This window comes from uncultured Agathobaculum sp. (assembly GCF_963927765.1).
Classification (GTDB): Bacteria; Bacillota; Clostridia; order Oscillospirales; family Butyricicoccaceae; genus Agathobaculum.
In genome coordinates this window covers 1-24311 of record NZ_CAWVCU010000009.1, presented here as the reverse complement: position 1 = coordinate 24311, position 24311 = coordinate 1, and the positions used below count along the sequence as shown (strand labels likewise).

Sequence of the window (24311 nt, the reverse complement as noted above, 5' to 3'; positions counted from 1 at the left end):
TGCCGTGAGCACGCCCACCAAAAAGGAACTGGCCATAATCATCTGCAATACGCCTGCCGTGCTCATAAGGGCTCCGGTCAGGAGGATACCCGATGCGATCAGCACCAGAATTCCATTTGCCAACGCCCAGCTATTGCGCAGCTCCTTAGGCAAGCGGAAAAAGAGGATGCTCTGCGATAACCCATACAGGAACAAACCTACGGTGATCAAAAATGCAAGTCCGGTGCCCGCTGCCACGGGGAAAATGAAGATTGCCAAGCCTAAAACTGCCAGAATCAACGCAACTGCCAGCACGCTTTTTTGTGCGGTGCGGTCTGCGCCTTTTTCTTCTTCCACAGGCTCATACGCTGCATCAAATATCGTATACGACGAATTATTTTTCTGTTTCATTTTATCCTCCTACACAATTCCTGTGTGCCCATTCGGTATGATTACAAGTGCGCTTTTACTTTCTATCAGCGCGTTCTCTACTTGTTTCTATCATACCATTCGCCGCGTTTTTAAACGGTTGTCCAGACAGCGGAACATAAAAAATGTGCCCTGGAGACTGCATGTTGTTCTCCAGAGCACATCTATATAGAAGGGTAAATTTCTTTATTGATTGGGGTCGGGTTCCTCTTCGGTAATCGGCATCTCAATTAAGAGCTCAAATTTGCTCTTCTCAAATTTTAAAAGTCCTTCATCTCGCATCTTACACAGTTCATTGGACATCGCGCTGCGGTCTACAAACAGAAAATCAGCCAAATTCTGTCGGTTGAGCGGAATGGCAAAGGTTCTCTTCCCTGCTTTATGGAACTGACCGGACAGGTAATCTTGCAGACGGTCTCTCATCGAACGACGGATGCTGTCCTCCAGCTTGCGGGTCAGACGATGCGCCTGCTGTGCGACCGCGACCGTCAGGTTTTGCAGAAAGCGAATCTGTACCGGGGCTGTGAGCACATTCTTCCGCAGCAGCTGACTGACATTCAAAAACAAAATCTCGGTCTCGGCTGTGGTTTCCGCTGAGATATGCAGACGGTATTCTCCGACAGCGTTGAGGAGGCCGATCGGCTCTCCTTCACCCAGATTCTCCATTAAATTACTGTTTCCATTTGCATCTATATGGAATAGGTGCAGATTTCCCGACAGGATGATGCCCACCTGGGTCATCGCGTCGCCGTCCCGCATCACTAAGGTACGCTTGGGATAGACGCTGCGGTGCGATCCCATCGTTTCCAGCGCTTCCATAATTTCGTCATCTTCCATATTGCGAAACAGCAGCCCTTTTTTCAAAATTTCCAGCATTTTCTCCTGCTCTATCACGTTCTGATCGCTCCTTTCCAATCGTTCTTCTGACAAAACCACTATAACCAAAGCGGCTGTATTTGTCAATGAACTCCACAGTCTCCGAAGTCTCATTTTTTCAAACACGTTGTCTGGACAACCGATTTTCTGCTTCAATTCCTCCATAATGAACTTATCAAGCAAACGACTTCACCGTTCTGCACCTATCATTTGTAAGGAGGAACTCTACATGAAATTCTGGAAAATCCTGCTTGTCGCACTGTGCAGTACCGCTGGAATCAGTGCCGCAAGTGCCGTGGAATCCGACCAAGTCCCCATTGATTCTGATACCTTTCCCGATCCGGCTTTTCTAGATTGGGTCGAGCAGCAGGACGCGGACGAAGACGGCTTTTTGTCTGAATCCGAACGAGACGCTGTCACCAATATGGATCTGCGTAAGCAGGGTATCGAGGACTTGACCGGTCTGGAATGGTTTCAATCTCTGGAAAAGTTAAATTGCAGCGAAAACGACCTAGTAGAGCTGGAAATCATAGATTTTCCCGCACTGCAATCGCTGACCTGCAATGAAAATCCCAGACTGGAAACCCTAACGCTCAGCGATGTCCCAGAACTTGAGCACCTCTATTGCTTTCACTCCAACCTGTCCGAGCTGGACTTGCACGACGTACCAAACCTGACCTACCTTGCCTGGGGCGGCAGTCCGCTGGAAGAGTTAGATCTGAGTGAAAATCCCGATCTTCACACCCTGCATGTTCTGGGCGGAAATCTGACCCACGCCGATCTGTCCCACAACGAAAATCTGGACACATTGCTGTGGAATCACACCTTGATTGAAACGCTGGACTTATCGCATCAAACCAATCTTACATACCTCAACTGCACGGACAATCAGCTGACTTCTCTCGATCTCAGCAACAACCCCAAACTGGAAACCATTTATGCCGGAAAAAACAAACTGCTTGCAATTAGAATCCCGGATGGTATCGAACCTTTCTGCGATCTGACCGAACAGCGTCCCGCTGCATTCGATTTGCCCGCAGGTGAAAACGGTTTTCTCCTGAGTGACCTTGTCCCCTGGATGGACGCCGATCAGGTAAGCCAGCTCAATGGCGCTGTGCTGGAAGACAACCGCATACAGCTGGACAGCCCCAATCAGACCATCACATATCACTATACCGACGGAGCCGCTGAACTGGATGCTACGGTGACCGTCACGGGAGAGAATGACTGGCAGGTTCCGCTGCACATTGACAGCTGGACTTACGGAGAACCGGCTGCACAGCCGCAGGCACAGCCTGCATTCGGCACTGCTGAATTCTTCTACGCACCTTCCCCTGATGGCCCGTTCCAGCCGGAAGTCCCCGTTCACGCAGGCACCTGGTATGTGCAGGCAATCGTAGAGGAAACCCCTCAGTATGCAGGACTGGAATCGGTCGCTTCCTTTGAGATTTATCCCGCTCTTCCGGAATACCTCGCCCCAAACATGAAATCGGCAACTTATGGCGACTATCTGGCCAATGTATCGCTTGAATCTCAGTTTTTCTGGGAAAACGGCAGTCTGCGCGTGGGAAACGTCGGTGAGCAAACCCATCTGGCATTCTACGTCCCCAGTGACTTGATCGACTACCAAATGGTAGAGCACATTCCTGTCGTTGTAAACGTATCCCCCTATGACGGCACGCGTCTTCCCATTCCTCAGGTTTCCAGCCGTGCAGAAGCGGAAAGCATCGTCATCAAGCATGGCGATTGGATTCTGCAACAAGGAACCGACTACACGACCACACTAGCGTCTCAGGGAAACAACGTCCTATTCACCATTCAATTTCAGGGCAATTACACTGGGACAGTGACCCAAACCTTCCCTGAATCCATCACGAGCGGTGGCAGCGGCAGCACCAACACCGGTAACAGCAGTAATGGTAACACCGGAAGCAACGCCAGCACGACCTTTGTGATCTCCGCACAGGCCACGTCAGGCGGTACGATCAGTCCCGACGGTAAAATCCAAGTGAAGCGCGGCGCTACCCCGCAATTCACCATGCGTGCACAGGAAGGTTATCGACTGCGTACCGTCCTGATTGACGGAAAGTCGATCGGCGCACAGGAAACCTACCGTTTTGATCCCATATCCAAAAACCACACCATATCTGCTGAATTTGTCCCTGTACGTACACTGCCCACGCCAGACCAAACCGGTGTATCCGATTACCTGGATACCCAAACGCACGGCGCTTACATATCCGGCTACCCCGAAAATCAGTTTGGGCCCGAGGACGCCTTGACCCGTGCACAGTCTGCGCAACTCTTCTATTCTCTCTTGAAAGATCAGGACATTTTGACGACACCCCATTTTACCGATGTGCCGACCGATGCCTGGTATGCCAAAGCCGTCAACACCCTAGCCTCTATAGGAATCATTTCCGGTGTCGGTGACGACAAATTCCTGCCCAATCGACCGATTACCCGCGCAGAGTTTGTCACGATGGCCACGAAGTTTACACAGCCTTCCCTCAAACACGAACTCGCTTTCCCTGATGTCACACCCAACGATTGGTTTTATGAGAGCATCATGTGCGCCGCCGACTACGGTTGGATCTCCGGATACCCCGACGGAAGCTTTGGCCCCAATCTTCTCGTGACCCGCGCACAGGCAACTGTCATCTTAAACCGCATGCTGGGTCGCTCGGCTGATCGGGACTTCATCGCCCATCACACCGAACTCAAAACCTTTTGGGATGTGCCGGCATCTCACTGGGCCTACTACGACATCTGTGAGGCCGCAAACGCACACACCTATGAACATTCCAGCCAGATGGAACGGTGGGAAGCATTGCTTTAAAAGCTCGCTCACTGCTGCAGCCTGCAATTCTCCCGTGACTGGTACCCGAATCGTAAATATAAAAAAGGGACTGACCCGCAAGTCAGTCCCTTTTGCAGCTGATCGTCAAGGTGTGAGGTTCTAAGCATCTCAGTCAAACAAAAGAAAAAGCACTGAAACGAGATGTTTCAGTGCTTTCAATGGCGGAGAGTCAGGGATTTGAACCCTGGGTACGGGATTACCGCACACACGATTTCCAATTATAGAGCTATCACAGTATTAAACATTTTTATGCCTTATACAAACCATAAAAGCGTGATTCAACGCAATTATAGCAACTTTTCCGACGTATGATTTTTTCAATTTTAGAAAAATCCATTGCACTCGGTGCAATTTCGGTGCAATAAAAAGAGGGCAGCCGTTTGGTCGCCCTTCTTTTATGCTTATTCGCTGGCCTGCAGCGCCTTGATCGCCTGGGGCAGCTTCTCAATCTGCCCGCCGCACAGCCGGTCGAGATAGACCATCGGCTGCACACTGCATTCCTGCACCGCGATCTCGCCCTTATCATCGACCTTGACGATACCGGCATCAATCAGCCGGTAAAACGTATCCTGTGCCCAGTCGGGCATCTGGTCGGTATGTGTATAGGTTTTCATTGTATCGTCCTCCTTCGAGTGCTCCATCTGGTCTCTCACGTCGCGTCGGAAATCGTCCATAGTCTTGCCCTGCTTGTCGAACCAGTAGAGCACGTCGCCGTGATTGCTGGCAATGCCCTGCTGATAGCCCTCCGCGTGGCAGATAATGTCTTGAAGCGGGTCCAAGTCAAACATCTTGCAGAGGTAGGCAAACAGCTCTACGGCTTCCTGGTAGACCGCACGAAAGTACGCCGCATCGGTCAGATCGTCCTCGCAAATTTCCACGCCGATATGGGTCGAGTTAGCCGCGCCGCCCGCATGCCATCCGCGCATCTCCCAGGGCAGCGTCTGATAGGTGGCGATGGTGCCGCCTTTGAGTTTCCCGATAAAACCATGTGCACAGACCTGTCGGCCGTCCGGCCTGGCCTGGTTCCAGTGGTTGCCGTACTGGTTCATGCCCAGCAGGCCGTCGTCTGGACCGACATAGCGGGAGAGCCGGGTGTTGGGCGCGCCCGTACTGTGCAGCATCAAGCCTCGCACAGAAAGCGGTTTCCCGGCTTTATAACAGTCGTTCTCTGTGAGCATACAGGTATGTAAATTCAATGGGTATCCCCCTTCCCTTGTAGCTGTTCAATTGCGCTCATAATTGCCTCTGGGATTGGCAGGCCCATCAGGCCAGCGTTCTCGATGATCGAGATGGTCTCATTGACAATATATGCGACGACGACCGCGTCGCGCACGAACGCTGTGCCGAGGACGATGTCCAGGCGGGCCGCGACTAAGACAATGACCAGCGTCATGCCCTTTTTGAGCAGGCCCTGCCAGCACGCGACGCTGTTGAGCGCTCCGGTCTCGCTCTTGTCCGATGCCTGAAACACGCCCGCGACGATAAGACCGGTCACATAATCAATGGCCATAAACGCGATGAGCGTGGCAAGGGCGGCATCCCAGCCGCCAAACGCCTGACTGATCGCGCCACCGGCCACTGCGGCAATGCCCATCAGGGCAGCTTTTGTGTCTGTCAGATGTACTATCATACAATCATCCCTCCTGCTTTTCCCATGCCTGCGCATATTCGTCCGGGCTGAAATTGGTATCCTGTAAGCACTTGTACAGCGCACCGTCTGTATAGATCATGTATTCGCCGGCGTGATACATATCGGTCGTTCCGTGCTCCGGCTTGACCCAAGGGCGTGTGGTCTCCGGGGATTTTCCGTGCAGAGGTCGATTAAACACCGGCCACGATTTGTCACCGGGCACGATATCCGGGTTTGCGCTGTTATCGTAGGACTGGTGCACCTCCCACGTCTGGCCGATGGCGTTGTACACGTCTCCGACCTCATACTTTCCGGGCTTCCATTCCTTGCACAGGTACGACGCACGAATTTTTCCGTCATCGTCCATCGTGGAGGCCACAAACAGGGATTCAACGTCTGCGCGGACGGCTGCGGCCTCTTCGGTGGTCTGTACTGTCTTACCCGCAATCGCGGTGATGATCTTGGTCTTAGATGTGACCTCGTCCTGCAAATCCTGTTCAACCGTATTCGCTGCGCCCATCTTAGCGGTAATCGTGCCGTCTCGGTTGTCAGTCAGCGGGCCGGGAACCGGATAGCCGTCGTGTGTGTACTCGTGTCCCTCGTCGTCCACAATGACCAGCACCGCGCCGTCGGTCAGGACTTCGGAGACCTCTGCAAATGTGCCGGTGATATCCAGTGTCAGCACCTTGCGCCTGTGCTCCTGCATAAGTTCCTGCCGCTCGGAGGCGGAGGACAGGGAAAATGTTTTGCCTTTTACTTCGAGTTGCATATTGACCTCCTTAAATTTTGAAAATTGGAGAAAAGGCTTTTGATCTGTTAGCATAGTGCCACCAGGAATACCCGCCCCTTTCGATCATTGCAAAGCCATCTGACGCGCGGGGACTTCTAAGCCAGCAATCAACCGCCGTAGTGCCATCTAAATGAGAATGTCTTGTTATTCTTCCCGGAGTCTTGTAATATTCGTACTGAGATTGCTTTTCCGCTTCATTGGGATTTGAAATAGAAATTTTCCCAAAAATTTCAAATTCAGACGGGAGAAATATCTTGTCTTCCGTCGATGTTATAGCCGAGGAGGATGAACCTCCGCCAACATTATCGGTATATTTTTTGCAAGGTGAAATTGCTGTTTGAAGTTCATCCGGAAGAAGATTTAAAAATTTAGTGCATATGATAGTCCTCATGTGACTGCTCGCCCATCCTCCAATGTTATTCGGTTGAGTGTTCATAACAAATCCAGAAGAAGACAACGAAGGGTAATCACTGTCGATAAAAGCGATATCATTGTCATTTTCTGAAAGTCTTCCAAATTGAAAATGAATTCCTTTTCCTTCCACAGATTCATTGTGGTCGAATCCAATGATATAACATTCATAATATCCAGATAGGTTTAAATTTCCTACTCTTCCATTCAGTTTCACTGTTTTGCTATCTCCAATAGACCAAACGGAAGATGCAACCCCTTCCTCAGAGGCTTGCTTAATAATTTCCCAGCTATTGTTTTCCAGGATGGGATTGTACGGTGATGCTTGATATATCTTTTTCTTAACCCCGTTCTCTGCTGCCCACATCTCGGTCATCTCGTGTTTGACTCCGTCAACACCAGTATGCAGGCCGGAAATTTTGTGTTTCACGCCCTCAATGCCACAAAAAATAGGCATTACTCATACACCCCCACAAGACAGCCGTTTGCAACCGTGCTCGGTTCAGACGATTGCAGGATGATACCACGCGGGCGGTTTGCAGAATAGTCTGTACCAGCCATGGCAGAAACGCCGGTGCCACCACGCGCAATCGGAAAGGTTCCGGCATTGATAGCGGACGCGTTATGATTGTGAGAAGTCGGCGCAGCTCCTACCATCTGCGCAGTATAGTCACCCGACTGCGGTTCTACTGCACCTGTTCGACCGTTAAACGACGTAACACCGGTCGGAATTGCGCGAATCTGGTTGCCGTATTCATCAATTGTTGCGTCTCCGGGGTCAACACCTCTTTCAATCAGTGCAGCCTTTGCGTCGGCCTTTCCTGCCTTGATGCGGTCAATTTCGCTTTGAATGCTCATATCACACCGCCTTTAGATGGATGCCAGAGCGTCCATGATATCGCTCGTAAGCCTCACAGAGCCGCCGGTCGTATATCCTGCCGGGATTTCGTAAGATTCGGTGGTCAGGCCGTCAAACGTGCCGGTCGTGTCGCCGTTGTTTGCCATAGAACCATCAACCTTTACGCCTCTAACATAGGCAGACTTTCCGGTCAGGATATCGCCTGCTGCTGCCGTTGCGTCCTGTGTGTCAACATACTGCGCCGGGATAGCTTCGACCGTGACCTTGGAAAGCACCTTTCCAACGGTCGGTGTGATATCCTGCGGTGATTTGGTCGGCGTTGCCGTCTTTTCCTCGGTCGTAATGCTTACGCCGCCCTTGCCGTCGTGATAGCCAGCCGGAATCGTGTAAGACTTTGTGGTCGTGTCAAGGGTCTTTTTGACCGCTCCATTATTCGGCATCGTGCCGGGGGTCACGGAACCGTCAGCGGTTACGATAACTTTTCCGGTCAGCACGTCGCCCGCCGTTGCGGTCACAGAGGACGCGTCTTGATACTGCGTCGGGATTGCCTCTACCGTTACATCAGACAGGCCGTAGTAACCGCCGTCTGGAGTGACCTGCTGGGGCTTTTTCGTGGGGGTAACGCTTTTGCTTTGTAGCTTGTAGCTTCCACCGCCGGACACGCCAGAAACGGTTCCGGTTCCGTCGTGGTATCCCTTGGGGATTGTATAGGTTTCACCCTCCTTGACCTGTGCGGTAATAGACCCCTGATTGGTAATGCCGTTGTAGTCCTCTGCGAGTTCGTCCAGCTTTTCGGTGCCGGAAGAAATTTTAAGCTCTACCGCTTTTGTTCTTAATGTGTTTCTTGCGGTCTGGATTCTCTGGATTTCAGTCTGAACACTCATATTTTCACCTCTTAAATAGTGCCGAGCAAAATTTCAATGTTTCCGACGGTCGTATGCACGGCAGCCGATGTAATGGGCAATGTGTTGTCCTGTTCCACCGCGTCCGTCGTGTTTACCTCCAACGTATTAACGCCGACTACTTTCAGCGTCTCGCCCAGCTTGTACGGGAACCCGCCGCCGCTTCCAGATGGCAACGGAAATTCGCTCGGTTCGTATACATCAGCGTCCGGGTTCCAGATTTTCCAGAATCCGTCATCACCGGGAATCGGAGGATGGGAAGCAATTTCAGAAATACGCTGCTCGAGCTGGGTAAATTCGGACGGCACATCCGGCCACTGAGAAGCCCCAGAAATGCTTTCGGGGATTACAAGTGTAATTACATTTGTATGCTGCACAACGTCGCCCTGCGTGCCCCTGAGCTGCATAGAGTAGTCGCCAGCAAGGGCGAGTTGTTGAGCGGTCAGGGTAACGCCAACACCGGTTTCGGTGGGCGATAACCGGATAATATCCATATTGCCTCCGCACTTGACCAGCATGTCCCATGTGTAGCCGTCCGGGAGGTCTCCAACCACGTTTAGAGTGCGCGACAGATTATCGTACTGCCGCGCTACAACGGGAGGCGGGGGTAAAATATACCAGTTTTCAAATTTGATATCATGCGTCATTACGCAGTCTCCTTTCTGGGGAGAGAATAATAAACGATAATGCATCCGGGTTTTCCGGGTGTTCCAGTAGAGCCTGCACCGCCATCACCTCCGCGCCCGTCGTTGCTTGACGTGTCAGACGATCCGTTTGCAGTTCCACCGCCGCCACCGCCGCCACCTCCGTGACCAGCAGAACCACCAGAACCATATTCAGGATAAAAATCAGGAGAGACCGCATCCGCGCCCTTGCCACCGCGGCCGCCTCGGGCTAAATATCCATACGGGTTATCAGGATTTCCAGTAGACCATCTATCCATATATCCATCCGTTCCGTCATTACCGTTAGAGCCCTTGGCGGCTCCTGAGCCACCACCGCCATTAGCAGAATAGCCATTCAATGTATCTTTTTCGCCGCCTTGTCCACCTTTCCACGTCTCGACATCTTCGCCGTTATTCTCCGCGTCGCCGCCGTCACCACCAGCAACACCAGGAAAACCTTTACGGGCGTAAGTTTTTTTGTTGATGATGTCTGTGTATCCATTGTCGTTCGCGGTACCATTCGCGGAAGAAAACACCCCGAACGTAGTAGCGGTTCCGAGCTCGCCAACAGCGCCTCCCACTCCGGATTTATATGCGTAACTCTGTGTAGCGTCGATTTCTATTTGCAATATTTTTCCACCGTTCCCCGGGGTTCCGGGTTCGCCGCCTTTGCCGCCCTTCCCTTCTGCGGATGGATTTCCGGTAACATGTCCATCTGTTCCGCCCGTTCCGTCTTTTCCGTTTGTCCCTCCATCACCGCCTCCAATTAACACGGCGCGAGCATTTTTCGCGCCCTTCGGCGCAGTCCATGTGCCTGTGCCGGTGAGGATTTCGAATGTATCATAGTATTCGATTTGTGAGATATCAGGCGGGATGTATCCGACAAGGCTTGTCATCTTTGCCAGCAGCTTTCCAGACAAAGTAATATCCAGAGACTCGATGCACGTCTGTACCATATCCCCATCATACGGATGGTACTGGCTGAGCACATCACCCGCATCGTCCGCCTGATACGCCACATCCGCAACAATGCGCTCTGCGCAGGCATAATAATCGGCCAGACGGTCGGCCACAGCGCGAGAGTTTACGAGAGAAACGAGGGTAGCTTCTTCCACGCGAATTTTGCTTTCGTTCTCCCCTGCGTCGCGTGCCTGCGTGCGCTTGCCTTTAACCTCTCGGGTAGAGTGTACGTATTTTTTACCTGTCAGTTTTCCGGAACCAGAGGACACGATTGCATAGTTCGCGCCCTGCTCTGTGATGGTAAATCCAGACGCAACGAGAGAATGACACGGCTCAGAGAATGTAATAATATCGCCAGCACTGGTCGCCCCTTCAAACAGTGTAATTTCTTCCTGCCCTTCGGTGTACTGGTGCTCGAGTACGATTACATCAACAGCCGGGGATGTGTATTCAATGCTTGCGGATTCCTCAGTTTCGTCCTCGGTTACTTCTCTCTTTTCCTCCGGCTCTAGCCCCTGAATCCACACCGCGCCGGTGTCATCTGTCGCTACGGTTGCAGAGATAGCAAAAAGCACCTGCGCAAGATTTTCGCGTCGGGACGCAATGGGGAGCCAGCCGTACAGCTTGATTGACGCGACGTTGTTTGCGACATATACGGGGATGCTACCGCAAATTTGTGGTACAACCTCTCCGACGGTCTGGCCGGTGTAAATGCCGCCGTAGTGGGTTTGATTATCGAGCACACCAGCAAATGATACGGCGTGGATGCTGTACTGGTTGCGTGAAATGCGCTCGATATCCTGCACGTAAAACGACGCTACCCGTTTATCGTCTTTGAGATATGCAACAGGGGTGTCTACCACAAAATTTTTGATTGAATGGTCTGTGTTGTACACATCCGCGTCGAGTGTGTTGATCTCTAGGGATGACGATAAAAGAGAGCGCGACAGATAGCATTCTCCCTGTATAATTTGGTCATCTGTAAATGTCCATTTATCAAATTGGATTTTGTTCATGCGCTACCTCATGTCGGCTTTTTTACAGGCTTGCGTGACCGAAAAGTGAACGACAAATCTTGCCACAGGTTGTATGTCGGCTCGCTGATGACAAGGTTATCTGCTCCTTGCGTAACTTCTGCCTCGAAAGATAATGTTTTTTGACCATACGGGAAAACGATTGTATGATATTCTGTAGGGGATGAAAGAATTTCGTACAGCTTATCGTAGTCCGCGGGGGATGTGAGCGAAGCGTCCAATGCCACGGTATATGTCATGTATGTTCCGGTGATATCTCGCATGTGCAATCCGCTGATTGAATATCCCTCATTTTTACCGTCGTTGATTTCAAAACCACGTGTAATATTCTGGACACAAATATTGGGGAAGGATTCCCCGTCGATGGTGAACATTAGTTGAATCCCTCCCCTTTAATTAAAGATTTTCCGCGCCGCGTTTCCTCGCTCTTGACCAGCTTGAAAATTCCTCGCTGGTCGGGGATAACGCGCACGGTCTGTGTGGTGTTGCGGTTAATTTCCGTGATTGTGTGCGTGGTTTGCGGCGCTCCTGCTGTCGCATATGCCGGGGCAAATCCGCGTGCGAATCCGGACATAGCAGACTGAATTTGCGGCATCCACGCGGACAGGTTAGCCGAAAAATCGAGGGCTTTTTCTACGCTGCTGCGGCCTTTCATGATGCCGTTTACCAGTCCTTTGTCCCACATTTCGCCCATCCACTCCGCTTCCTTCGATGGGCTGTGAATGCCCAGCGCGTCCTTTACCGTGTCAACGATGCCTTGCGCGAAGTCGGTCACCTTGTCGTATAGCCATTGAGCGCCTTCCTTGATGCCTTCCCAGATTCCTTCAACGATTGCAATTCCGATTTTTCCGATATCTTCGCCCAAGTCAATAAATGCCTGGTTGATAGCTTCTATAAGCTGTGGAATTGCCTTAATCAGTTCAGGTATTGCCTTTATGATACCTTCTAGGATGGCTAATAGGATTTGCAATCCTATTTGTCGCATTTCCGGGGCGTTATCTGTAAAAAATTGCGCAATAGATACAATTATTTGAGGGAGAGCCGCTATAAAATCAGGGATTCTCTCAATCAATCCTTGCGCCAACGCTTTTATAAGTTCAAGCGCCCCTTCTGCCAAAGAGGGAGCCAATTCAACTATCGCTTGCGCAAGATTTTCGATGATTGTTATTGCGCCCTCCGCGATCTGCTCCGCGTTTTCCGCAATCCCCTGCACAATGGCCTTGATAATTTCAACGCCGAATGACAGGAACTCCGGGAGCTTTTCGACCAGTTTTGCAATGATGCCGCTGATTGCCTCAGAAAACGCCGCATCTGCTCCATCAACACCATTTACCATATCGGTAAACGCAGTTACAATCTGAGAAATAGACGGGAGGAATTCAGCGGTTAGATTGTTCTTGACGTTAGAAACCGTTTCGCCCAATTTTGCAAGCGCTTCGTCGAGCATCATCTGACTGTTTCGCGCTTCAATAAGGGCTTCGTTGTTCTTGTAAAACGCGTCCGCTGCCTGGCTGTACGTGCTAGACAGCGTTTCCATGATAAGCTGGTTTCGTTCGCTGGTGGTCGAGCACGCTTCTAGTTTCTCGTTGAATTCATCCTCTGAAATTCCGACCCAGTTCAGCGCATCCGCTAAAACGCCAGTGACCTGCCCTACGCGCTGGGTTTCGTTCGCGGATTCAATCAACCCCTCGATCGGGAGTGAGTCTCCAAACGTACCATTTACGCCCGCCGCAATGCGTGTCCATTCGGATACGTCCTCTTGGTTTTGCGCCAATTTCGCAAGGAGCTGGCTGGCCTCTGTTGCCGTATCGGTTTCGCCTAGGATTTGATAGAACCCTTGGTACGCCTCTTGCGCCGTCTCTGCGCTGTATCCGGCGGCTTCAAACGCAGTATTTAATTTGCCCTGTGCAATTCGATATTCTTCGGTTGCGGATTCAAGAGCCAGCAGAGAGCCAGCCGCCGCCGCGGCTGTTCCGGCGATTGCCTTGATAGCCGTTCCGGTAGCAGACAGGCCGCTTTTTGCTACACTACCGAGCTTTGCAAGGCCTTCTTTAAAGCCGCTGTTGTCCAGCTCGGTTCCGATTCTTACAGAGCCGTCATTTGCCATTACGCCCACCTCCTGCGTGGGTTTGGCACTACGGCACTACAATTTCAAATTCTTTCTTGCAGATTTTACATTTCACCCACACTCCAGAACATTTCGCATCAGGTGCAATCATCACCTGGCTGTTCGCCGCTCCGCAGTGCGGGCACTTGCCTTTCTGCCTGTTGTTTTTTGAGCTCTTCAACATATTCTTTCAGTGTTTTGCCTTGATTCGACCCGTTGAGTGCGTATTTTCGCTTCATTTCGGCATAAAAACGTTTCTGATGTTTCGGCACATCTTCCATTTTGGCCGACCGGTAGTGCATGATCTTGCATATTTGGCAGGTGTCCGGCAGACTGCGGAATAGCGCAATAAACGACTGCCAGTGTAGCGGGTCGTGTGTTAGGTCTATGCCGTAGGTCTCCAAAAACGCTGCATAGATGTATTCACTATCGCGAACAAAATCAAAAACCGGGGTTGATACCCCGCCCGCTTTGCCCTCTCCTTGCGCACCACAAGTGAAAAACTGCATGATCGCATCAACCGAGCCGGGTTCGAGCGGCAGCCCTGCGTCGGAAATGAACCTCAGCAGGGCGTTTGCCTTATCCCCGTTGGTGGAGCCGTTACAAATGCGGTCGTACAGCTCCACCCATACGCGGAAATCAGTTTCAATGGGATATTCTACGCCGTCGACGGTTACGCACTCCGGGAGTCCGTCATACATCATTTCTTAGCCCGTGCGAGGTCGACAACCTTGGTCATCTCAGGTGTGTTTACTACACCGCGAATCTCCTGCAATGTCGCCTCGTTCCGCGCCTTGATTGCTGGGGCGTTGTAAATCTTGAGTACTTCGAGCGTGGCGATCAACAGATCGTTGGTGTCTGCAGTCTCTACGTCAGTAAACGCGCCCGGGGCGCAGGCTGCTAGGAAGTCGAACTGCTCCTGCACGATCTCACGCCGTGTGGATTCGCCCTTTGCGTATCGCTTCCCAACACTCGACACTCGCTCAATCATGTCATCGATTGTCAGCGTGCGAGGTGGGAGGTCGTAGGTCTTGCCGTTGATTGTAACTTTGTAACTCATGCTGTGCTCCTTATTCCGCCGAATATGTGTAGCTTACAGGCGCGGTTCCGACCGACTTGATATCGACCGAGAACGGCGCATTTTCGCCAGCCGTGCCACCTCCGTAGCTGTTGACCATGACCGCCGCCGTGCCCTTGTAGCCCTTGCCGTTCATCAGTGAGAACGCAACGAACGGAACGACAACAGCCTGACCAACGCCGAAAATGATGTCGGCCTGTGCGCAGTGATCCTGAAATTCGTCGCCGTGCTGCACGTCTCCTGTGACGGTTGCAGTAAACTGTGTGCCTGTCTTAGTGGATGATGTACCCTTGCGCAGATACGTCTTGTCAGATGTCGTGGGGTTAAATGAAATCTCGACCGCGGTAACGCCGCCATCGATAACGGTATAGTCTTTTTCAGTTGCCGCCACGCCGATTCCGACAGCGACTACCCACTGATCAGCGGTGACGAATCCGTTAAAATCAGGCTCCGGGGTATACCCGGCCATAAGCTCAGAAAGTTTCATCGTCTTTTTCCTTTCACAAATTTTTGAAAATTGACGGATAATTGCACCATATAGGTAGCTGTGCCCTCTGCGTCCGCCTCGTACAGTGATCCGTTTTGCGCCTTGACCGATATCGTGCGGTCTCCGAACTTCGGTGGTTTGGTGTCCTGCACCCACTCCTGAAAGTCCATGATCCAATCAGCGTTCACTTCGGCTCCTTCATCGTCGCCAGGGGCTTTTGCAAACACATAGTACAGGCCGAAATTGTATTGGCTCTCGACCATGCAGTCGCCGTTGATGTACCGTCTGCGCGATACCTCCATCAATCCCGTTGGGAAAATTCCTCCGTTTGCCGGAATCTGGTCGGTATAATCGACGGAAAACTCGGACAGGATATTATGACCGGGGTATGTTGCAATCCAGTTTTTGATAGTCTCAATCGGTGTCACGTCATCCCCTCCGGTCAATGTAGTTTTGCAGCTCTCTGGTAATAACAGGCATTTCTGCAGCTTTCAGCCTCCTATCCCAATACGGGCCAGCCTGTGCATTTTTACTTGTCGTGTAAACTAGGTCGCGGTTACTAGGGACTTTTGCAACCCCTCGTCGGGACTTCCAGCCGTCATCGGTCAAAAATCCGGCTTTTCCGGTTTTTGGGTCAACCATCACCTTTCCGTGATATAGCATCCTGGCCTCGGGTCCAGGGGTTACGATCAACGGTTTTGCAATGTCTGTCGCTGCTACGGTTTTTTTAATGAGCATGCCGCCACGATACGGCATGTATCGTTTGATGCGGCGCAGCACATTCGATGTATGAAACCGCTGCACATGACCGCCTGGATTTAGACCATGATCCCGCAATATCTGACTGGCAGGGTTGATTGTCACCTTAACGCTCATCCTCCCGCCTCCGTGTGCACGATCTGACCGCGCCAGTATTTCGGATCAACGTACTGCACTACCACAAGGCCGGGGACCCGGGAGGGGATGAGGGCCGCCCACTGCTCGCGGGTGGTAACCTCTGGCCCCTCTCCCATCATGACTTTATCCCCCACGGATACCGGAACTGTGTCGCCCGGAATGACCAGCAAAAAGCCGTTCGCCTCCGTGTTGCCTGTTTTGGTCACGTTTTGGGTTTTGCGGTAATCCAGATACGCGCCTCGGATGATTTTGCGCGTGTAGGTTTTGCCGTCAGTGTGGTACACCGTGACTGTCTGGTCACAGAGGTCATACGATACAGGGGATAGAGAGCGTAACACGAGCATCAGCCGCACCCCCTGTAAATATCCAGATACAGCGCGCAGGCGTTGTATACCCGTTTAGCCTGAGCCTTCGCGGACATATCCACGCCGGATGCGCCCGCGTAACTTGTGGACACGCTGCCGATGGATGCGGACGAAACCGCGCCCTGCCCTGCCTCTGCCTGCGCGTTGAATACAAGGGCCTCTGCCATAGCACACACGGCCATGCTCTCTGCGTCCACGATATCAGGCGGAGCGGTGACAGTGTACAATCGCTTGTACCGTGCCAGAGTAGCGCACGCCTCGCGTTCTGCGGCCGGCCAATCCTGTGCGGAGATCGAGCCGCCGCGGTATGCTGCAAGGTAAAATTCGTATGGTACCATGGCGGCTATTTCACCTTCCTTGTCGTTTTCTTAGCTGCGGCTTGAATTAGCCCGCTTTTTTTTTGATGAAAAGTGTGCTGGCCTTAGTGACCTTGTGGGCGTAAATCTTTCTTCCTTGTACAGCCGATGCGCCGATAAACTTTCCAGAGCTGTTGAGGTCCTGAATGTGAACGTCTACAGCCCATTCCTTGATTCTGGTACACCAGTCCGGATGACCTGCGATAAACTCGGTGGTGGCGGCAGTCAGGGTGTTATCCTCAAAGACATTGAATCCGGCAATGCGTCCAACTGCTCCAGTCTGCACCACTGCGTCGCCGAGGTCGGAAGCCTTGATAAATTCAGGGCAAGTAAGGACAAGCGCGTAAACATCGGGAGTTACCAGTAGCCATCGTTTGTTATCATTGGGAACGTTAGCCTTAGACATAGATGTGCGGACCCCTACGACGGCCTCGTAAACGGTGTCCTTGGTCAGAGCAGTGGTATCTCCGTACTGGGTTGCGCCGGATTCCAATACCGCAGTCGCGTCCTTTTCCATCTGAAGGGCGAGGGAATATCCAGCTGAATCCAGTCGGTCTGCCAGCAGATTATCCGGAACCGCAGCGGCAGAGTATCCATCGATGATCTCGTTTACCGCCTTATCCTTGTCGATGGTAACGGTGATGTAGGACGTATCTCCGTGGGTCGCGGTTGCACCATCCTGCTTGTCGTAATCGCCTACAGTCACCTCGGTGTCTCTTACCGGGACCTTTACCGCGCCGGCCTTAGGGTCGCCTTCGTATCGATTATTGAAAATCACTCCGTCCTTCTTCACGAGAGTGGCACGGAGTTTTACGTCTACGAGCGCCGAATATCTTTCCTGCATCTCATGTGCCATAAAATTTCATTCCTTTCTCAGTCGAGTTTGAGTCCCGGATTGAGCTTTGCAAATGCTGCCTCAACTCCGCTGACTTTGCCCCCCATGTTCTGGCTGCCCGCGCCCGGGGAGTACGGCGGCGGGGTCTGTTCTCCATCGAACAGGTAGGAGTTGTCTGGCTGGAACTTGTCAAAAGCCGCCTTGATATCATCCTTGCGGTTCTTGCTGCTTCTCAGCGCGTCCATTTGATCCTTGCCGAGCGCGCCGATGATCGCGTCCTTGTTTCTTCCCCTGCGTCGGGTAATCTCGTCAACGATGTCGGCCATAAACTCGCGCTCGGCCTTTTCCGCCTCGTGGTCTGCAATCGCCTGATTGTACTTGTTTTCCCACTCGGCCGCCTTCTGTCGCGCTGCCTCGATGTCCTGACCCTGATCCTTGAAACTCTGGATAGTGGTCTTGGCCTCTTCCAGCTGGGTTTTGATGGTGTCATAGTCGGCAAACTTGGCTTTCACAGCCTCGATGTCTCGGCCGTTTTCGTCCATGATAACGTCGATGATTTCCTTGGGAAGAGCTGCGTCCCCTACCTTGATGTTTTGGAGAAATTCACGTTTCATTTTTACCTATCCTTTCACTACGCTTTTGTATGTGGTCGCGTCACTTGTGTTCCCGTTTTACGCCCGGCGGCAAATGGCAGGGATAACCGGGCTCGAACCGGTGATGACGGAGTCAAAGTCCGCTGTGTTTCCGCTTCACCATATCCCTGTATGCGGCACGATGGCCGCTACTTCTTTTTTTTGATTCTCGGAACGCCGCGTGCATATAGGCGTTCTTCCTCGGTCCTCAGGTTGACAGCACTCGAAAATCTGCGGTATTCGGATTGTAACGCCCTGAGCCGGATTTTTTCGGCCTGCTCATTATCAGGCGTTGCCGTCCACATCCTGCGCTTTTGCGCCCTGATCGCGCGTTCTATACGGCGCTGGTACTGAGTGGCCTCATACATCGACTTGAACTCTCTGCCCTCGTACGTCACGCCCTTGGCGTTATCGGAACGCATCTTGCGCAGCTCTGTGGCTGTATACAGCGGTTCGTGTACGCCCATAATAATCGGGCTGGCATTGTGCCCACAGTTCAGGGTACCGATAGGTCGCACAAGCGACCTGTTGAGCCGCTCGAATTCTGCGTCGCTGTACTGTTTTCCCTGTATTGGTTCGTGGTCTGGCGCACTGTTTTTGTGTGCATCGATCTCCCAACCGTCCGCCCCCATATCATCATGGTTGCGCTGCGTAATCTCATTTACCGCGTTCCCCATTGTGCTCATTAGGTTGCGACGTGCTGCGACCTCGAGAGTGGCATAACGCCCGCTCTCATAATCGATTTGCTGGATTCCATCCCGGACAAGGCCGGCACACGCACGCCTGATTGCTGTGTTATAGTCCGTCGCTCCGGTGCTTACCTGCATAAATGCAAAATCCATTGCACGCTCGTATGCACTGGTCAGGCTCTCGCCGCGCTTGCCCACCGCAAACCCGATGGTCTGGGTAATGTTGGTCAGGTCTCTGCGCGCGAGCTTGACGGCTGCATCCGTGACCTGTTGGGCGTGCACATTGTCCGCAAATGATACCGAGCTTCCCAGCCTGTCAGCATCCAGGTTATAGCCGTATTCCGCCGCCGCCTGGATGATTTCTGCGGCCTGATCTGCAGACACGGACAGCAGCAGGGCGATTTGCTCCTGTATCTCTGACATGGTCTTTCCGAGCGTTTGCAGCTTATATGCCTGATATGCTGCCGTGCTGGTCATCTGTCCGGCCTCTTGTACGCGCCGGGCAATGTCCCGGATAAGGTACTCGGATACCGGGTCTGTCAGGCGTTCAAATAGGATTTGCAGGCCAGAGACTTGGTCGGGGGTAAGCATTATACCGCCCCCTCAACAAGCGCCTTGGCTTCATCCTTCGTGATTCCAATGGCAATAGAAAGGATGTTGACAGCCTGTCCCATGGTGAGCGTTCCGGTTTGGTACTGTGCGATAATCGAGATAAGCGATTGGGTCTGAGCGCCGTTGAGTGTCTTTCCGGCCGCTTCCTCTGCTTGATCTATCGTACTTTCCGGTACATCATCGTCTGCGAGTTCGTCCGCAGAAGATCCCATGAGATTGTCGAGCGTGGGCATATACTTTGCCCTGATATTCTCGAGGTCTCTCGGCTTATCGGTTGGCATATTGAAGCGCCATCCTACGGCGATTTCGGGCTTGATAAGCCCTGCTGCAACCATCGCCATATAATCAGCCCACGTTTTATCTTCGTCGTACAGCACACCATTGCCCCAGTCGATTGTCACGCTGTCCTCTGTGAGATCATGCGCCCCAGCCACCCGGTACAGCCGTCCGAGCTTACCGCACAACGGCATCAACTCGCGCACCGCGCTTTCCCATGCCTGCTGAAAGTCAATGATCGTCAGGTTATAGTCACCCGCGCTCGATGTGACCTCAGTCGCCGTCTTGTCCATGGCCTCGACCTCTGACAGCACGCCGCGCTTCAGTCCGATGACCGATTCGACGTTTCGCAGGTACTCGCCCTTACGCGCCAAAAACGATTGCTCGCGCAGCGCCGGAGAGAATGCCGTGATCCCCACGGTTTCCGGGTCATCGTCGAACGCTGTGAACACCTCGTCGGTGAGTGCTTTGTGCTTTCCGTCCGGGCTTGGTTTGAGCATGTCAGAGGCCACAATCAGGCGGCTCTTTCCGCGTTCGAACTCCCCAGACAACTCTGCCTCATTACGGTTGATGCTGCGGATAAGCCCGACGGCCGCAGCGTACACGCTGACCGGGTCTTTGCTTCCGTCTACGCAGTTCGGCACAGGGCACCGCAGCGCCACCATGCCAAGTCCCACGTCCTCGGGGTATGTGTATTCCTCCGGCAGCGCCTCATAACGTGGTATGCTGTTCAGCGGTACAGGACGGCCGATCTGGCTGTCGTACTCCGACCGGAATAGCCGGTTTCTGATGGTCAGCTTCCCGTCCGGACCGATTGTACGACGCTCGAGCAGTGTGTAATAGGCGGAACCAGAAACCGTGCGCTCCGCCGTTCCCACGTCCGTCGGGTTGCCCTCAACGTCCGTGCCGAATATCAACACGTTGGCGCGGGATACGCTGGAAAACACGATCCGGTCAGGCAGCGGGAACGGCTTGATGTACGAGATACCACCGATCATGAAATCGTGTGCCAGGCGCTTGCGAACCTTATCAAGCCCATCCAGAACGCTCGATGCAAAATCGTCTTGCCCGGTCGCTTGATACTCTCCGAACATGGTTTTTGTCAGCTTGTTGACCACGGTGTAGGGGATGCGCTGGCACGGATCTCCAAACTTGTCCGGCTTGTCCTGATAAAACAGCCTGAACCATTCCTCGATAGCGTCTTTCATGTAGACGGATGAGCAATCAGCCGCGCCGAATGCGTCCTCGTATCCGTATGTTTTGTTAGTTATGACATTCAGGATGCTCACTTGCTCACCTCGCTCTTAATGACAATCCGGCGTCGTAGCGCGTATTCAAGCCCCGCCGCATAAGCGGTCAGGCGTTCGATCTCACGCTGCTGTTCTTCGATTTTCCGGGCCAGTTTTCGGTTCTCGGCGTATACCTGTTCTTTTGCCCAAACTGGGAGAAAGCGGGCAATGATCCATTCTTTCAGTTTTCTCATTGTCCCCTCCGCTTCCAGATTTGTTCGAGCGCATAACGGCATGCGTCAATGTGGTGGTTGTCCCGGTCGGGGTATCCGCTGACAATCTCGCCATCCTTGGTGCGCTCATACTCGTACCCGGAAAACTCCTTCCAAGTCTCCGGGCATCTGGCCGGGTCAATGACGATCTTGACCAGGGCTTGCAGCCACTTCATCGAGTATTCGACCGAACCCGGGCCCTTTTCCGCGCCCTTACACCACAGGCCATAGCTCTTATAATCGGCAACACTCTTTTGCTCTGCCGAGTCAGCCGTGATACGGTCTTCCCCGGTGATGCCATGGTCAAACAGCAGATCGGCGGTCGCGCGGTTGCCCTGCTTCAGGGCATGCAGCTCATCGAAGATGTAGAGCGTCCGGCGTGCCGCGTCGTAGTGCATCCGGTTGAACGCCCACGGGTCCGGGAAATAGCCCCAGTCAAGGCCGTTCAGCACGCGGTCAAACTGTGCGATCTGCTCGTCGGTGATCGTCTCGGCCACAGCGTTTTCAAATACCATGCCGCCGTTGCCGTTTGGAATTCCCAGATATTCGTGCTCGTAGGCGGTCGGGTTGATCTCCTGCAGGTATTCGGCCTCATCGAGAAAACTTTTGCCCAGCCACTTAGCTGGGACGCTGCGATAGTCCGAATGCACCACAAAGCGCGAGTCCTTCGGGATCTCTATATACTGATTCGCCCAGTTGTTTTTGGTCTTGGGCGGGTTGAACGTCTTGAAGATGAATGCCTGGTCACCGCCGCGGATGGCCGACTGCTGAATGCTGCGGCACTCCTCGTCGCCGTGGAACTGGTCAAGCTCCTCAAACCAGACGATGCCGATATAGCCATGCAGCGGCTTTACGGACTTGACCTTGAGCGGATCATCCGCGCCACGGAACAGGATTTGCTGTCCGGTCGGCTTGTAGGTGATCTCCATCGGGCTGACGGTTGCCTCGAATTCGTCGGTCAAGCCCAGCTGCTCGATCGCCCACAGGATTTGCGCGTACACCGAACCGCGCAGCGTGTTGCCGACCTTACGCAGCACCAGTGCATTCATGTCCGGGTTGTTCTTTATGAGATTGATAAGCTCAAGACTGACAAATGACGACTTGGTCGATCCACGGCCGCCCGGCAGGACATATTCTCTGTGCGCTCCCTCGAGCACATCCAGATGCACCGCCGCAAATGCAGGAGCGATCAGGCGAGCAGGCAGCTCAAACGGCTTATCTGTTCCGGTTTCTTCCTGCACATCCTCGTCGAGCAGGTCGCGCACCTCACGGAACGCCTTGGGATCGCCGGTCGTGACGGCGTTCTGGAACAGGGCAGCCGTGAGCAGCATGCGGTTATCGATGTCTTCCGCATCCAACCCCATCGCCGTGAGCGCATTGTAATGGGCTGCGTTTGTTACCGGCAGATCAAGCAGCTCAGTCATGCACTCTCGAAGCGCTTTTTTTCGTCTCCGAGCGGCACCCGATGCCTTGCCGCCTTTTGCACCGTTCCTCGCGGCTTCGTCACGGCTTTGTTCGCTTGTAAACTGATATGGGATCAGGTTCTTTTCATTGGGCACGGGTCACCACCTCTCAAGGAAATTTGAGCATGACAAAGCGCCCCATCTCTGAGGCGCTCCATCTGCTGGGAATCGGGGTAAAATGCCAAATGCGACCGTTCTGCCTCGTGCGGCAGTTTGGCCGGTATCCCGCCGGGACGTTTCCCAGCGGGTAATAGGGGATTTCAGAAGGAGGTTCTCATGCCGTCCGTTATCCTGCTTTCCATGTATACACAATACCACAGATGCTATATCAAAAACTATCAAAGGATTTCTCCGACTTGCGCGAGTGCTTTCGGATGCAGGAACTGCACAACGTTTTGATAGGAGTATCCCATCTCAACCGCGGTTTGCTCCCAAGTCAATCCCTCGACGTAATATCCCAGCAGCAGCTCCCGGTAACGGCTATCTGGCACACGTGCAATCGTGCAGGTGACCTCATTTTGCAGATCGTACAGATCAGAAATCTTCTCGTCCAGCGTCGCTGCATACTGGGCATACCGTGCGAACACATCTCCGCCCTTCCCGCCGATCACAGTCAGCTTGTCCGGCGGCGCGGTGGAAGAACACGCCAGATCACGCGCCTGCGCCTTGAGCGCCTGATAGCGCTGCACCTCCCGTTTGGCACGGCGCACGCGCAGTAAGTATTCTTTCGCTTGCTTGCTCGTCAATCTCATACCTCCACTTCAGGTAGCGCATCACTTCGGGGCTATATATCACACATCCTCCATCAAGTCCATTTTCGCGCCGCAATGACAGTACGGTGCCTCCTGTGGATTTCTGCAACCAATCAATCTCCGGCCACACTCAGAGCAATGATACCAGATATAGCTATGATATTCTGTCTGAGATACCTTGTCTTTGTGGTGTTCTGGAATCCACCTGCCCCTCACCACCTGTACAACGTCAGCTGCGGGTGAAACTTCAATTCGATGTATAGCTTGGTTTTTTTCAAATGGATACAGGTCTGCGGAATTGCTTATAATAGCAATCGCAATCGATTTTTTGATATACTCAGCCATCCGGATTCACCTCCTTGTCGGCAGCTTCTCTGGTCAGCTTTTCAGCAACCGCGTCAGCGATATAGCGTGTTACCGAGTTATTATGGTAGAAGCAGGTATTCATTGCTGATTTGAGTGCGTTTTGTCCGTCCTCTTCGGTATACTCTCCCGACGGCAGCACCACGCACCGCCCCTCCCGGTCAGCCTGCACCAGCTCCCGCAGGCTGTCGAGGTCATACTCATCTCCCAAGATGTCCTCAATGTCCTTGAGCCGTCCACGCATTTCCATGGCCTGCAGCACCGCGAGGTATAGATATGCAATCACACCCTCTCTATACTCCACCCCATATTGCAAATTGTCGTACAGCTCGTCACACAACCCGTCGTCGTCTTTTGACCAAATCTCTGCATCGATATTTTCTGCAGCCTCCCGAATCCAGGCCATCACTTCGATGTCTTGGTTATCCTCTCCACCCGATCTGACGTACCCTTCTCCGTCCTGTGTGAAGAAAATGTTAAGATGACTGGCAATGTACTCCGGG

Annotated in this window: 29 protein-coding genes and 2 tRNA genes; 1 reads left to right on the top strand and 30 read right to left on the bottom strand. The window is 52.8% G+C overall.

Going from position 1 to position 24311, the window contains the following annotated elements:
- A partial coding sequence (locus tag ABGT74_RS00560) for a DUF308 domain-containing protein (RefSeq protein ID WP_346704034.1) occupies window positions 1-390 on the bottom strand: 390 nt, incomplete at its 3' end.
- Between the two features lie 204 nt (window positions 391-594).
- Window positions 595-1302: a Crp/Fnr family transcriptional regulator gene (locus tag ABGT74_RS00555; protein WP_346704033.1), complete on the bottom strand. Its 708-nt coding sequence runs from the start codon at window positions 1300-1302 to the stop codon at window positions 595-597.
- A gap of 277 nt (window positions 1303-1579) precedes the next feature.
- On the opposite strand from ABGT74_RS00555, the gene ABGT74_RS00550 reads away from it, so the two are divergent.
- Entirely contained in the window at window positions 1580-4123 is a 2544-nt protein-coding gene (locus ABGT74_RS00550) for an S-layer homology domain-containing protein (RefSeq protein WP_346704032.1), read from the top strand.
- Between the two features lie 180 nt (window positions 4124-4303).
- On the opposite strand, the gene ABGT74_RS00545 is transcribed toward ABGT74_RS00550, so the two are convergent.
- The 28 genes from ABGT74_RS00545 to ABGT74_RS00410 form a co-directional block, all read right to left on the bottom strand.
- Window positions 4304-4446: transfer RNA gene (locus tag ABGT74_RS00545), tRNA-OTHER, on the bottom strand.
- 99 nt (window positions 4447-4545) lie between these two features.
- Window positions 4546-5340 (bottom strand): peptidoglycan recognition family protein, encoded by a 795-nt coding sequence (locus ABGT74_RS00540; protein WP_346704031.1) that lies wholly within the window; start codon window positions 5338-5340, stop codon window positions 4546-4548.
- On the bottom strand, window positions 5337-5774 hold the full coding sequence (locus tag ABGT74_RS00535; RefSeq protein ID WP_346704030.1) for a phage holin family protein: 438 nt from the start codon (window positions 5772-5774) through the stop codon (window positions 5337-5339). The genes ABGT74_RS00540 and ABGT74_RS00535 overlap by 4 nt, the downstream gene beginning before the upstream one ends.
- A 4-nt stretch (window positions 5775-5778) precedes the next feature.
- Window positions 5779-6543 carry a hypothetical protein gene (locus ABGT74_RS00530; RefSeq protein ID WP_346704029.1) on the bottom strand — a complete coding sequence of 255 codons (765 nt, stop codon included), beginning with the start codon at window positions 6541-6543 and terminating at the stop codon, window positions 5779-5781.
- A 10-nt stretch (window positions 6544-6553) separates the two neighbouring features.
- On the bottom strand, window positions 6554-7432 hold the full coding sequence (locus tag ABGT74_RS00525; protein ID WP_346704028.1) for a DUF6273 domain-containing protein: 879 nt from the start codon (window positions 7430-7432) through the stop codon (window positions 6554-6556).
- Window positions 7432-7833: a hypothetical protein gene (locus tag ABGT74_RS00520; protein WP_346704027.1), complete on the bottom strand. Its 402-nt coding sequence runs from the start codon at window positions 7831-7833 to the stop codon at window positions 7432-7434. The genes ABGT74_RS00525 and ABGT74_RS00520 overlap by 1 nt, the downstream gene beginning before the upstream one ends.
- Window positions 7834-7845: 12 nt before the next feature.
- The gene (locus tag ABGT74_RS00515) at window positions 7846-8718 is read right to left on the bottom strand and encodes a hypothetical protein (protein ID WP_346704026.1); all 873 of its coding nucleotides are present in this window, start codon (window positions 8716-8718) and stop codon (window positions 7846-7848) included.
- A gap of 11 nt (window positions 8719-8729) precedes the next feature.
- Window positions 8730-9383: a hypothetical protein gene (locus tag ABGT74_RS00510; protein ID WP_346704025.1), complete on the bottom strand. Its 654-nt coding sequence runs from the start codon at window positions 9381-9383 to the stop codon at window positions 8730-8732.
- Complete coding sequence (locus ABGT74_RS00505) at window positions 9383-11377, bottom strand: hypothetical protein (protein WP_346704024.1); 1995 nt, start codon at window positions 11375-11377, stop codon at window positions 9383-9385. Before ABGT74_RS00505 ends, ABGT74_RS00510 begins: the two co-directional genes overlap by 1 nt.
- Before the next feature lie 8 nt (window positions 11378-11385).
- Entirely contained in the window at window positions 11386-11769 is a 384-nt protein-coding gene (locus ABGT74_RS00500; RefSeq protein WP_346704023.1) for a hypothetical protein, read from the bottom strand.
- Window positions 11769-13502 carry a hypothetical protein gene (locus tag ABGT74_RS00495; RefSeq protein ID WP_346704022.1) on the bottom strand — a complete coding sequence of 578 codons (1734 nt, stop codon included), beginning with the start codon at window positions 13500-13502 and terminating at the stop codon, window positions 11769-11771. Before ABGT74_RS00495 ends, ABGT74_RS00500 begins: the two co-directional genes overlap by 1 nt.
- A 98-nt stretch (window positions 13503-13600) precedes the next feature.
- Window positions 13601-14206 carry a Gp15 family bacteriophage protein gene (locus tag ABGT74_RS00490; RefSeq protein WP_346704021.1) on the bottom strand — a complete coding sequence of 202 codons (606 nt, stop codon included), beginning with the start codon at window positions 14204-14206 and terminating at the stop codon, window positions 13601-13603.
- Window positions 14203-14562, bottom strand: a complete 360-nt coding sequence (locus ABGT74_RS00485; protein ID WP_346704020.1) for a hypothetical protein — start codon at window positions 14560-14562, stop codon at window positions 14203-14205. Before ABGT74_RS00485 ends, ABGT74_RS00490 begins: the two co-directional genes overlap by 4 nt.
- Window positions 14563-14572: 10 nt before the next feature.
- Window positions 14573-15067 carry a hypothetical protein gene (locus ABGT74_RS00480; RefSeq protein WP_346704019.1) on the bottom strand — a complete coding sequence of 165 codons (495 nt, stop codon included), beginning with the start codon at window positions 15065-15067 and terminating at the stop codon, window positions 14573-14575.
- Complete coding sequence (locus ABGT74_RS00475) at window positions 15064-15495, bottom strand: hypothetical protein (protein WP_346704018.1); 432 nt, start codon at window positions 15493-15495, stop codon at window positions 15064-15066. Before ABGT74_RS00475 ends, ABGT74_RS00480 begins: the two co-directional genes overlap by 4 nt.
- Before the next feature lies 1 nt (window position 15496).
- On the bottom strand, window positions 15497-15943 hold the full coding sequence (locus tag ABGT74_RS00470; RefSeq protein ID WP_346704017.1) for a minor capsid protein: 447 nt from the start codon (window positions 15941-15943) through the stop codon (window positions 15497-15499).
- Complete coding sequence (locus ABGT74_RS00465; protein ID WP_346704016.1) at window positions 15940-16308, bottom strand: hypothetical protein; 369 nt, start codon at window positions 16306-16308, stop codon at window positions 15940-15942. The genes ABGT74_RS00470 and ABGT74_RS00465 overlap by 4 nt, the downstream gene beginning before the upstream one ends.
- Entirely contained in the window at window positions 16308-16667 is a 360-nt protein-coding gene (locus ABGT74_RS00460) for a hypothetical protein (protein ID WP_346704015.1), read from the bottom strand. The genes ABGT74_RS00465 and ABGT74_RS00460 overlap by 1 nt, the downstream gene beginning before the upstream one ends.
- Before the next feature lie 46 nt (window positions 16668-16713).
- Window positions 16714-17463 carry a hypothetical protein gene (locus ABGT74_RS00455; RefSeq protein ID WP_346704014.1) on the bottom strand — a complete coding sequence of 250 codons (750 nt, stop codon included), beginning with the start codon at window positions 17461-17463 and terminating at the stop codon, window positions 16714-16716.
- A gap of 95 nt (window positions 17464-17558) precedes the next feature.
- Window positions 17559-18134 (bottom strand): phage scaffolding protein, encoded by a 576-nt coding sequence (locus tag ABGT74_RS00450; protein ID WP_087414757.1) that lies wholly within the window; start codon window positions 18132-18134, stop codon window positions 17559-17561.
- A gap of 74 nt (window positions 18135-18208) precedes the next feature.
- Window positions 18209-18282 (bottom strand) — tRNA-Gln (locus ABGT74_RS00445).
- A 19-nt stretch (window positions 18283-18301) separates the two neighbouring features.
- The gene (locus tag ABGT74_RS00440; protein WP_346704013.1) at window positions 18302-19432 is read right to left on the bottom strand and encodes a phage minor capsid protein; all 1131 of its coding nucleotides are present in this window, start codon (window positions 19430-19432) and stop codon (window positions 18302-18304) included.
- Entirely contained in the window at window positions 19432-21018 is a 1587-nt protein-coding gene (locus ABGT74_RS00435; RefSeq protein WP_346704012.1) for a hypothetical protein, read from the bottom strand. Before ABGT74_RS00435 ends, ABGT74_RS00440 begins: the two co-directional genes overlap by 1 nt.
- Window positions 21015-21212: a hypothetical protein gene (locus ABGT74_RS00430; protein ID WP_087414754.1), complete on the bottom strand. Its 198-nt coding sequence runs from the start codon at window positions 21210-21212 to the stop codon at window positions 21015-21017. Before ABGT74_RS00430 ends, ABGT74_RS00435 begins: the two co-directional genes overlap by 4 nt.
- Complete coding sequence (locus ABGT74_RS00425; RefSeq protein WP_346704011.1) at window positions 21209-22789, bottom strand: PBSX family phage terminase large subunit; 1581 nt, start codon at window positions 22787-22789, stop codon at window positions 21209-21211. The genes ABGT74_RS00430 and ABGT74_RS00425 overlap by 4 nt, the downstream gene beginning before the upstream one ends.
- Window positions 22790-23031: 242 nt before the next feature.
- On the bottom strand, window positions 23032-23439 hold the full coding sequence (locus ABGT74_RS00420; protein ID WP_346704010.1) for a hypothetical protein: 408 nt from the start codon (window positions 23437-23439) through the stop codon (window positions 23032-23034).
- A gap of 45 nt (window positions 23440-23484) precedes the next feature.
- Entirely contained in the window at window positions 23485-23790 is a 306-nt protein-coding gene (locus tag ABGT74_RS00415) for a hypothetical protein (protein ID WP_346704009.1), read from the bottom strand.
- Window positions 23783-24311 (bottom strand): hypothetical protein (locus ABGT74_RS00410; protein ID WP_346704008.1); only part of this gene is annotated, 529 nt, incomplete at its 5' end. The genes ABGT74_RS00415 and ABGT74_RS00410, both read right to left, overlap by 8 nt.

Coding starts and splice junctions, on each gene's coding strand:
- ABGT74_RS00535 (WP_346704030.1), bottom strand. CDS start 5,774: ATGATAGTACATCTGACAGACACAAAAGCTGCCCTGATGGGCATTGCC.
- ABGT74_RS00530 (WP_346704029.1), bottom strand. CDS start 6,543: ATGCAACTCGAAGTAAAAGGCAAAACATTTTCCCTGTCCTCCGCCTCC.
- ABGT74_RS00525 (WP_346704028.1), bottom strand. CDS start 7,432: ATGCCTATTTTTTGTGGCATTGAGGGCGTGAAACACAAAATTTCCGGC.
- ABGT74_RS00520 (WP_346704027.1), bottom strand. CDS start 7,833: ATGAGCATTCAAAGCGAAATTGACCGCATCAAGGCAGGAAAGGCCGAC.
- ABGT74_RS00515 (WP_346704026.1), bottom strand. CDS start 8,718: ATGAGTGTTCAGACTGAAATCCAGAGAATCCAGACCGCAAGAAACACA.
- ABGT74_RS00510 (WP_346704025.1), bottom strand. CDS start 9,383: ATGACGCATGATATCAAATTTGAAAACTGGTATATTTTACCCCCGCCT.
- ABGT74_RS00505 (WP_346704024.1), bottom strand. CDS start 11,377: ATGAACAAAATCCAATTTGATAAATGGACATTTACAGATGACCAAATT.
- ABGT74_RS00500 (WP_346704023.1), bottom strand. CDS start 11,769: ATGTTCACCATCGACGGGGAATCCTTCCCCAATATTTGTGTCCAGAAT.
- ABGT74_RS00495 (WP_346704022.1), bottom strand. CDS start 13,502: ATGGCAAATGACGGCTCTGTAAGAATCGGAACCGAGCTGGACAACAGC.
- ABGT74_RS00490 (WP_346704021.1), bottom strand. CDS start 14,206: ATGATGTATGACGGACTCCCGGAGTGCGTAACCGTCGACGGCGTAGAA.
- ABGT74_RS00485 (WP_346704020.1), bottom strand. CDS start 14,562: ATGAGTTACAAAGTTACAATCAACGGCAAGACCTACGACCTCCCACCT.
- ABGT74_RS00480 (WP_346704019.1), bottom strand. CDS start 15,067: ATGAAACTTTCTGAGCTTATGGCCGGGTATACCCCGGAGCCTGATTTT.
- ABGT74_RS00470 (WP_346704017.1), bottom strand. CDS start 15,943: ATGAGCGTTAAGGTGACAATCAACCCTGCCAGTCAGATATTGCGGGAT.
- ABGT74_RS00465 (WP_346704016.1), bottom strand. CDS start 16,308: ATGCTCGTGTTACGCTCTCTATCCCCTGTATCGTATGACCTCTGTGAC.
- ABGT74_RS00460 (WP_346704015.1), bottom strand. CDS start 16,667: ATGGTACCATACGAATTTTACCTTGCAGCATACCGCGGCGGCTCGATC.
- ABGT74_RS00450 (WP_087414757.1), bottom strand. CDS start 18,134: ATGAAACGTGAATTTCTCCAAAACATCAAGGTAGGGGACGCAGCTCTT.
- ABGT74_RS00440 (WP_346704013.1), bottom strand. CDS start 19,432: ATGCTTACCCCCGACCAAGTCTCTGGCCTGCAAATCCTATTTGAACGC.
- ABGT74_RS00430 (WP_087414754.1), bottom strand. CDS start 21,212: ATGAGAAAACTGAAAGAATGGATCATTGCCCGCTTTCTCCCAGTTTGG.
- ABGT74_RS00415 (WP_346704009.1), bottom strand. CDS start 23,790: ATGGCTGAGTATATCAAAAAATCGATTGCGATTGCTATTATAAGCAAT.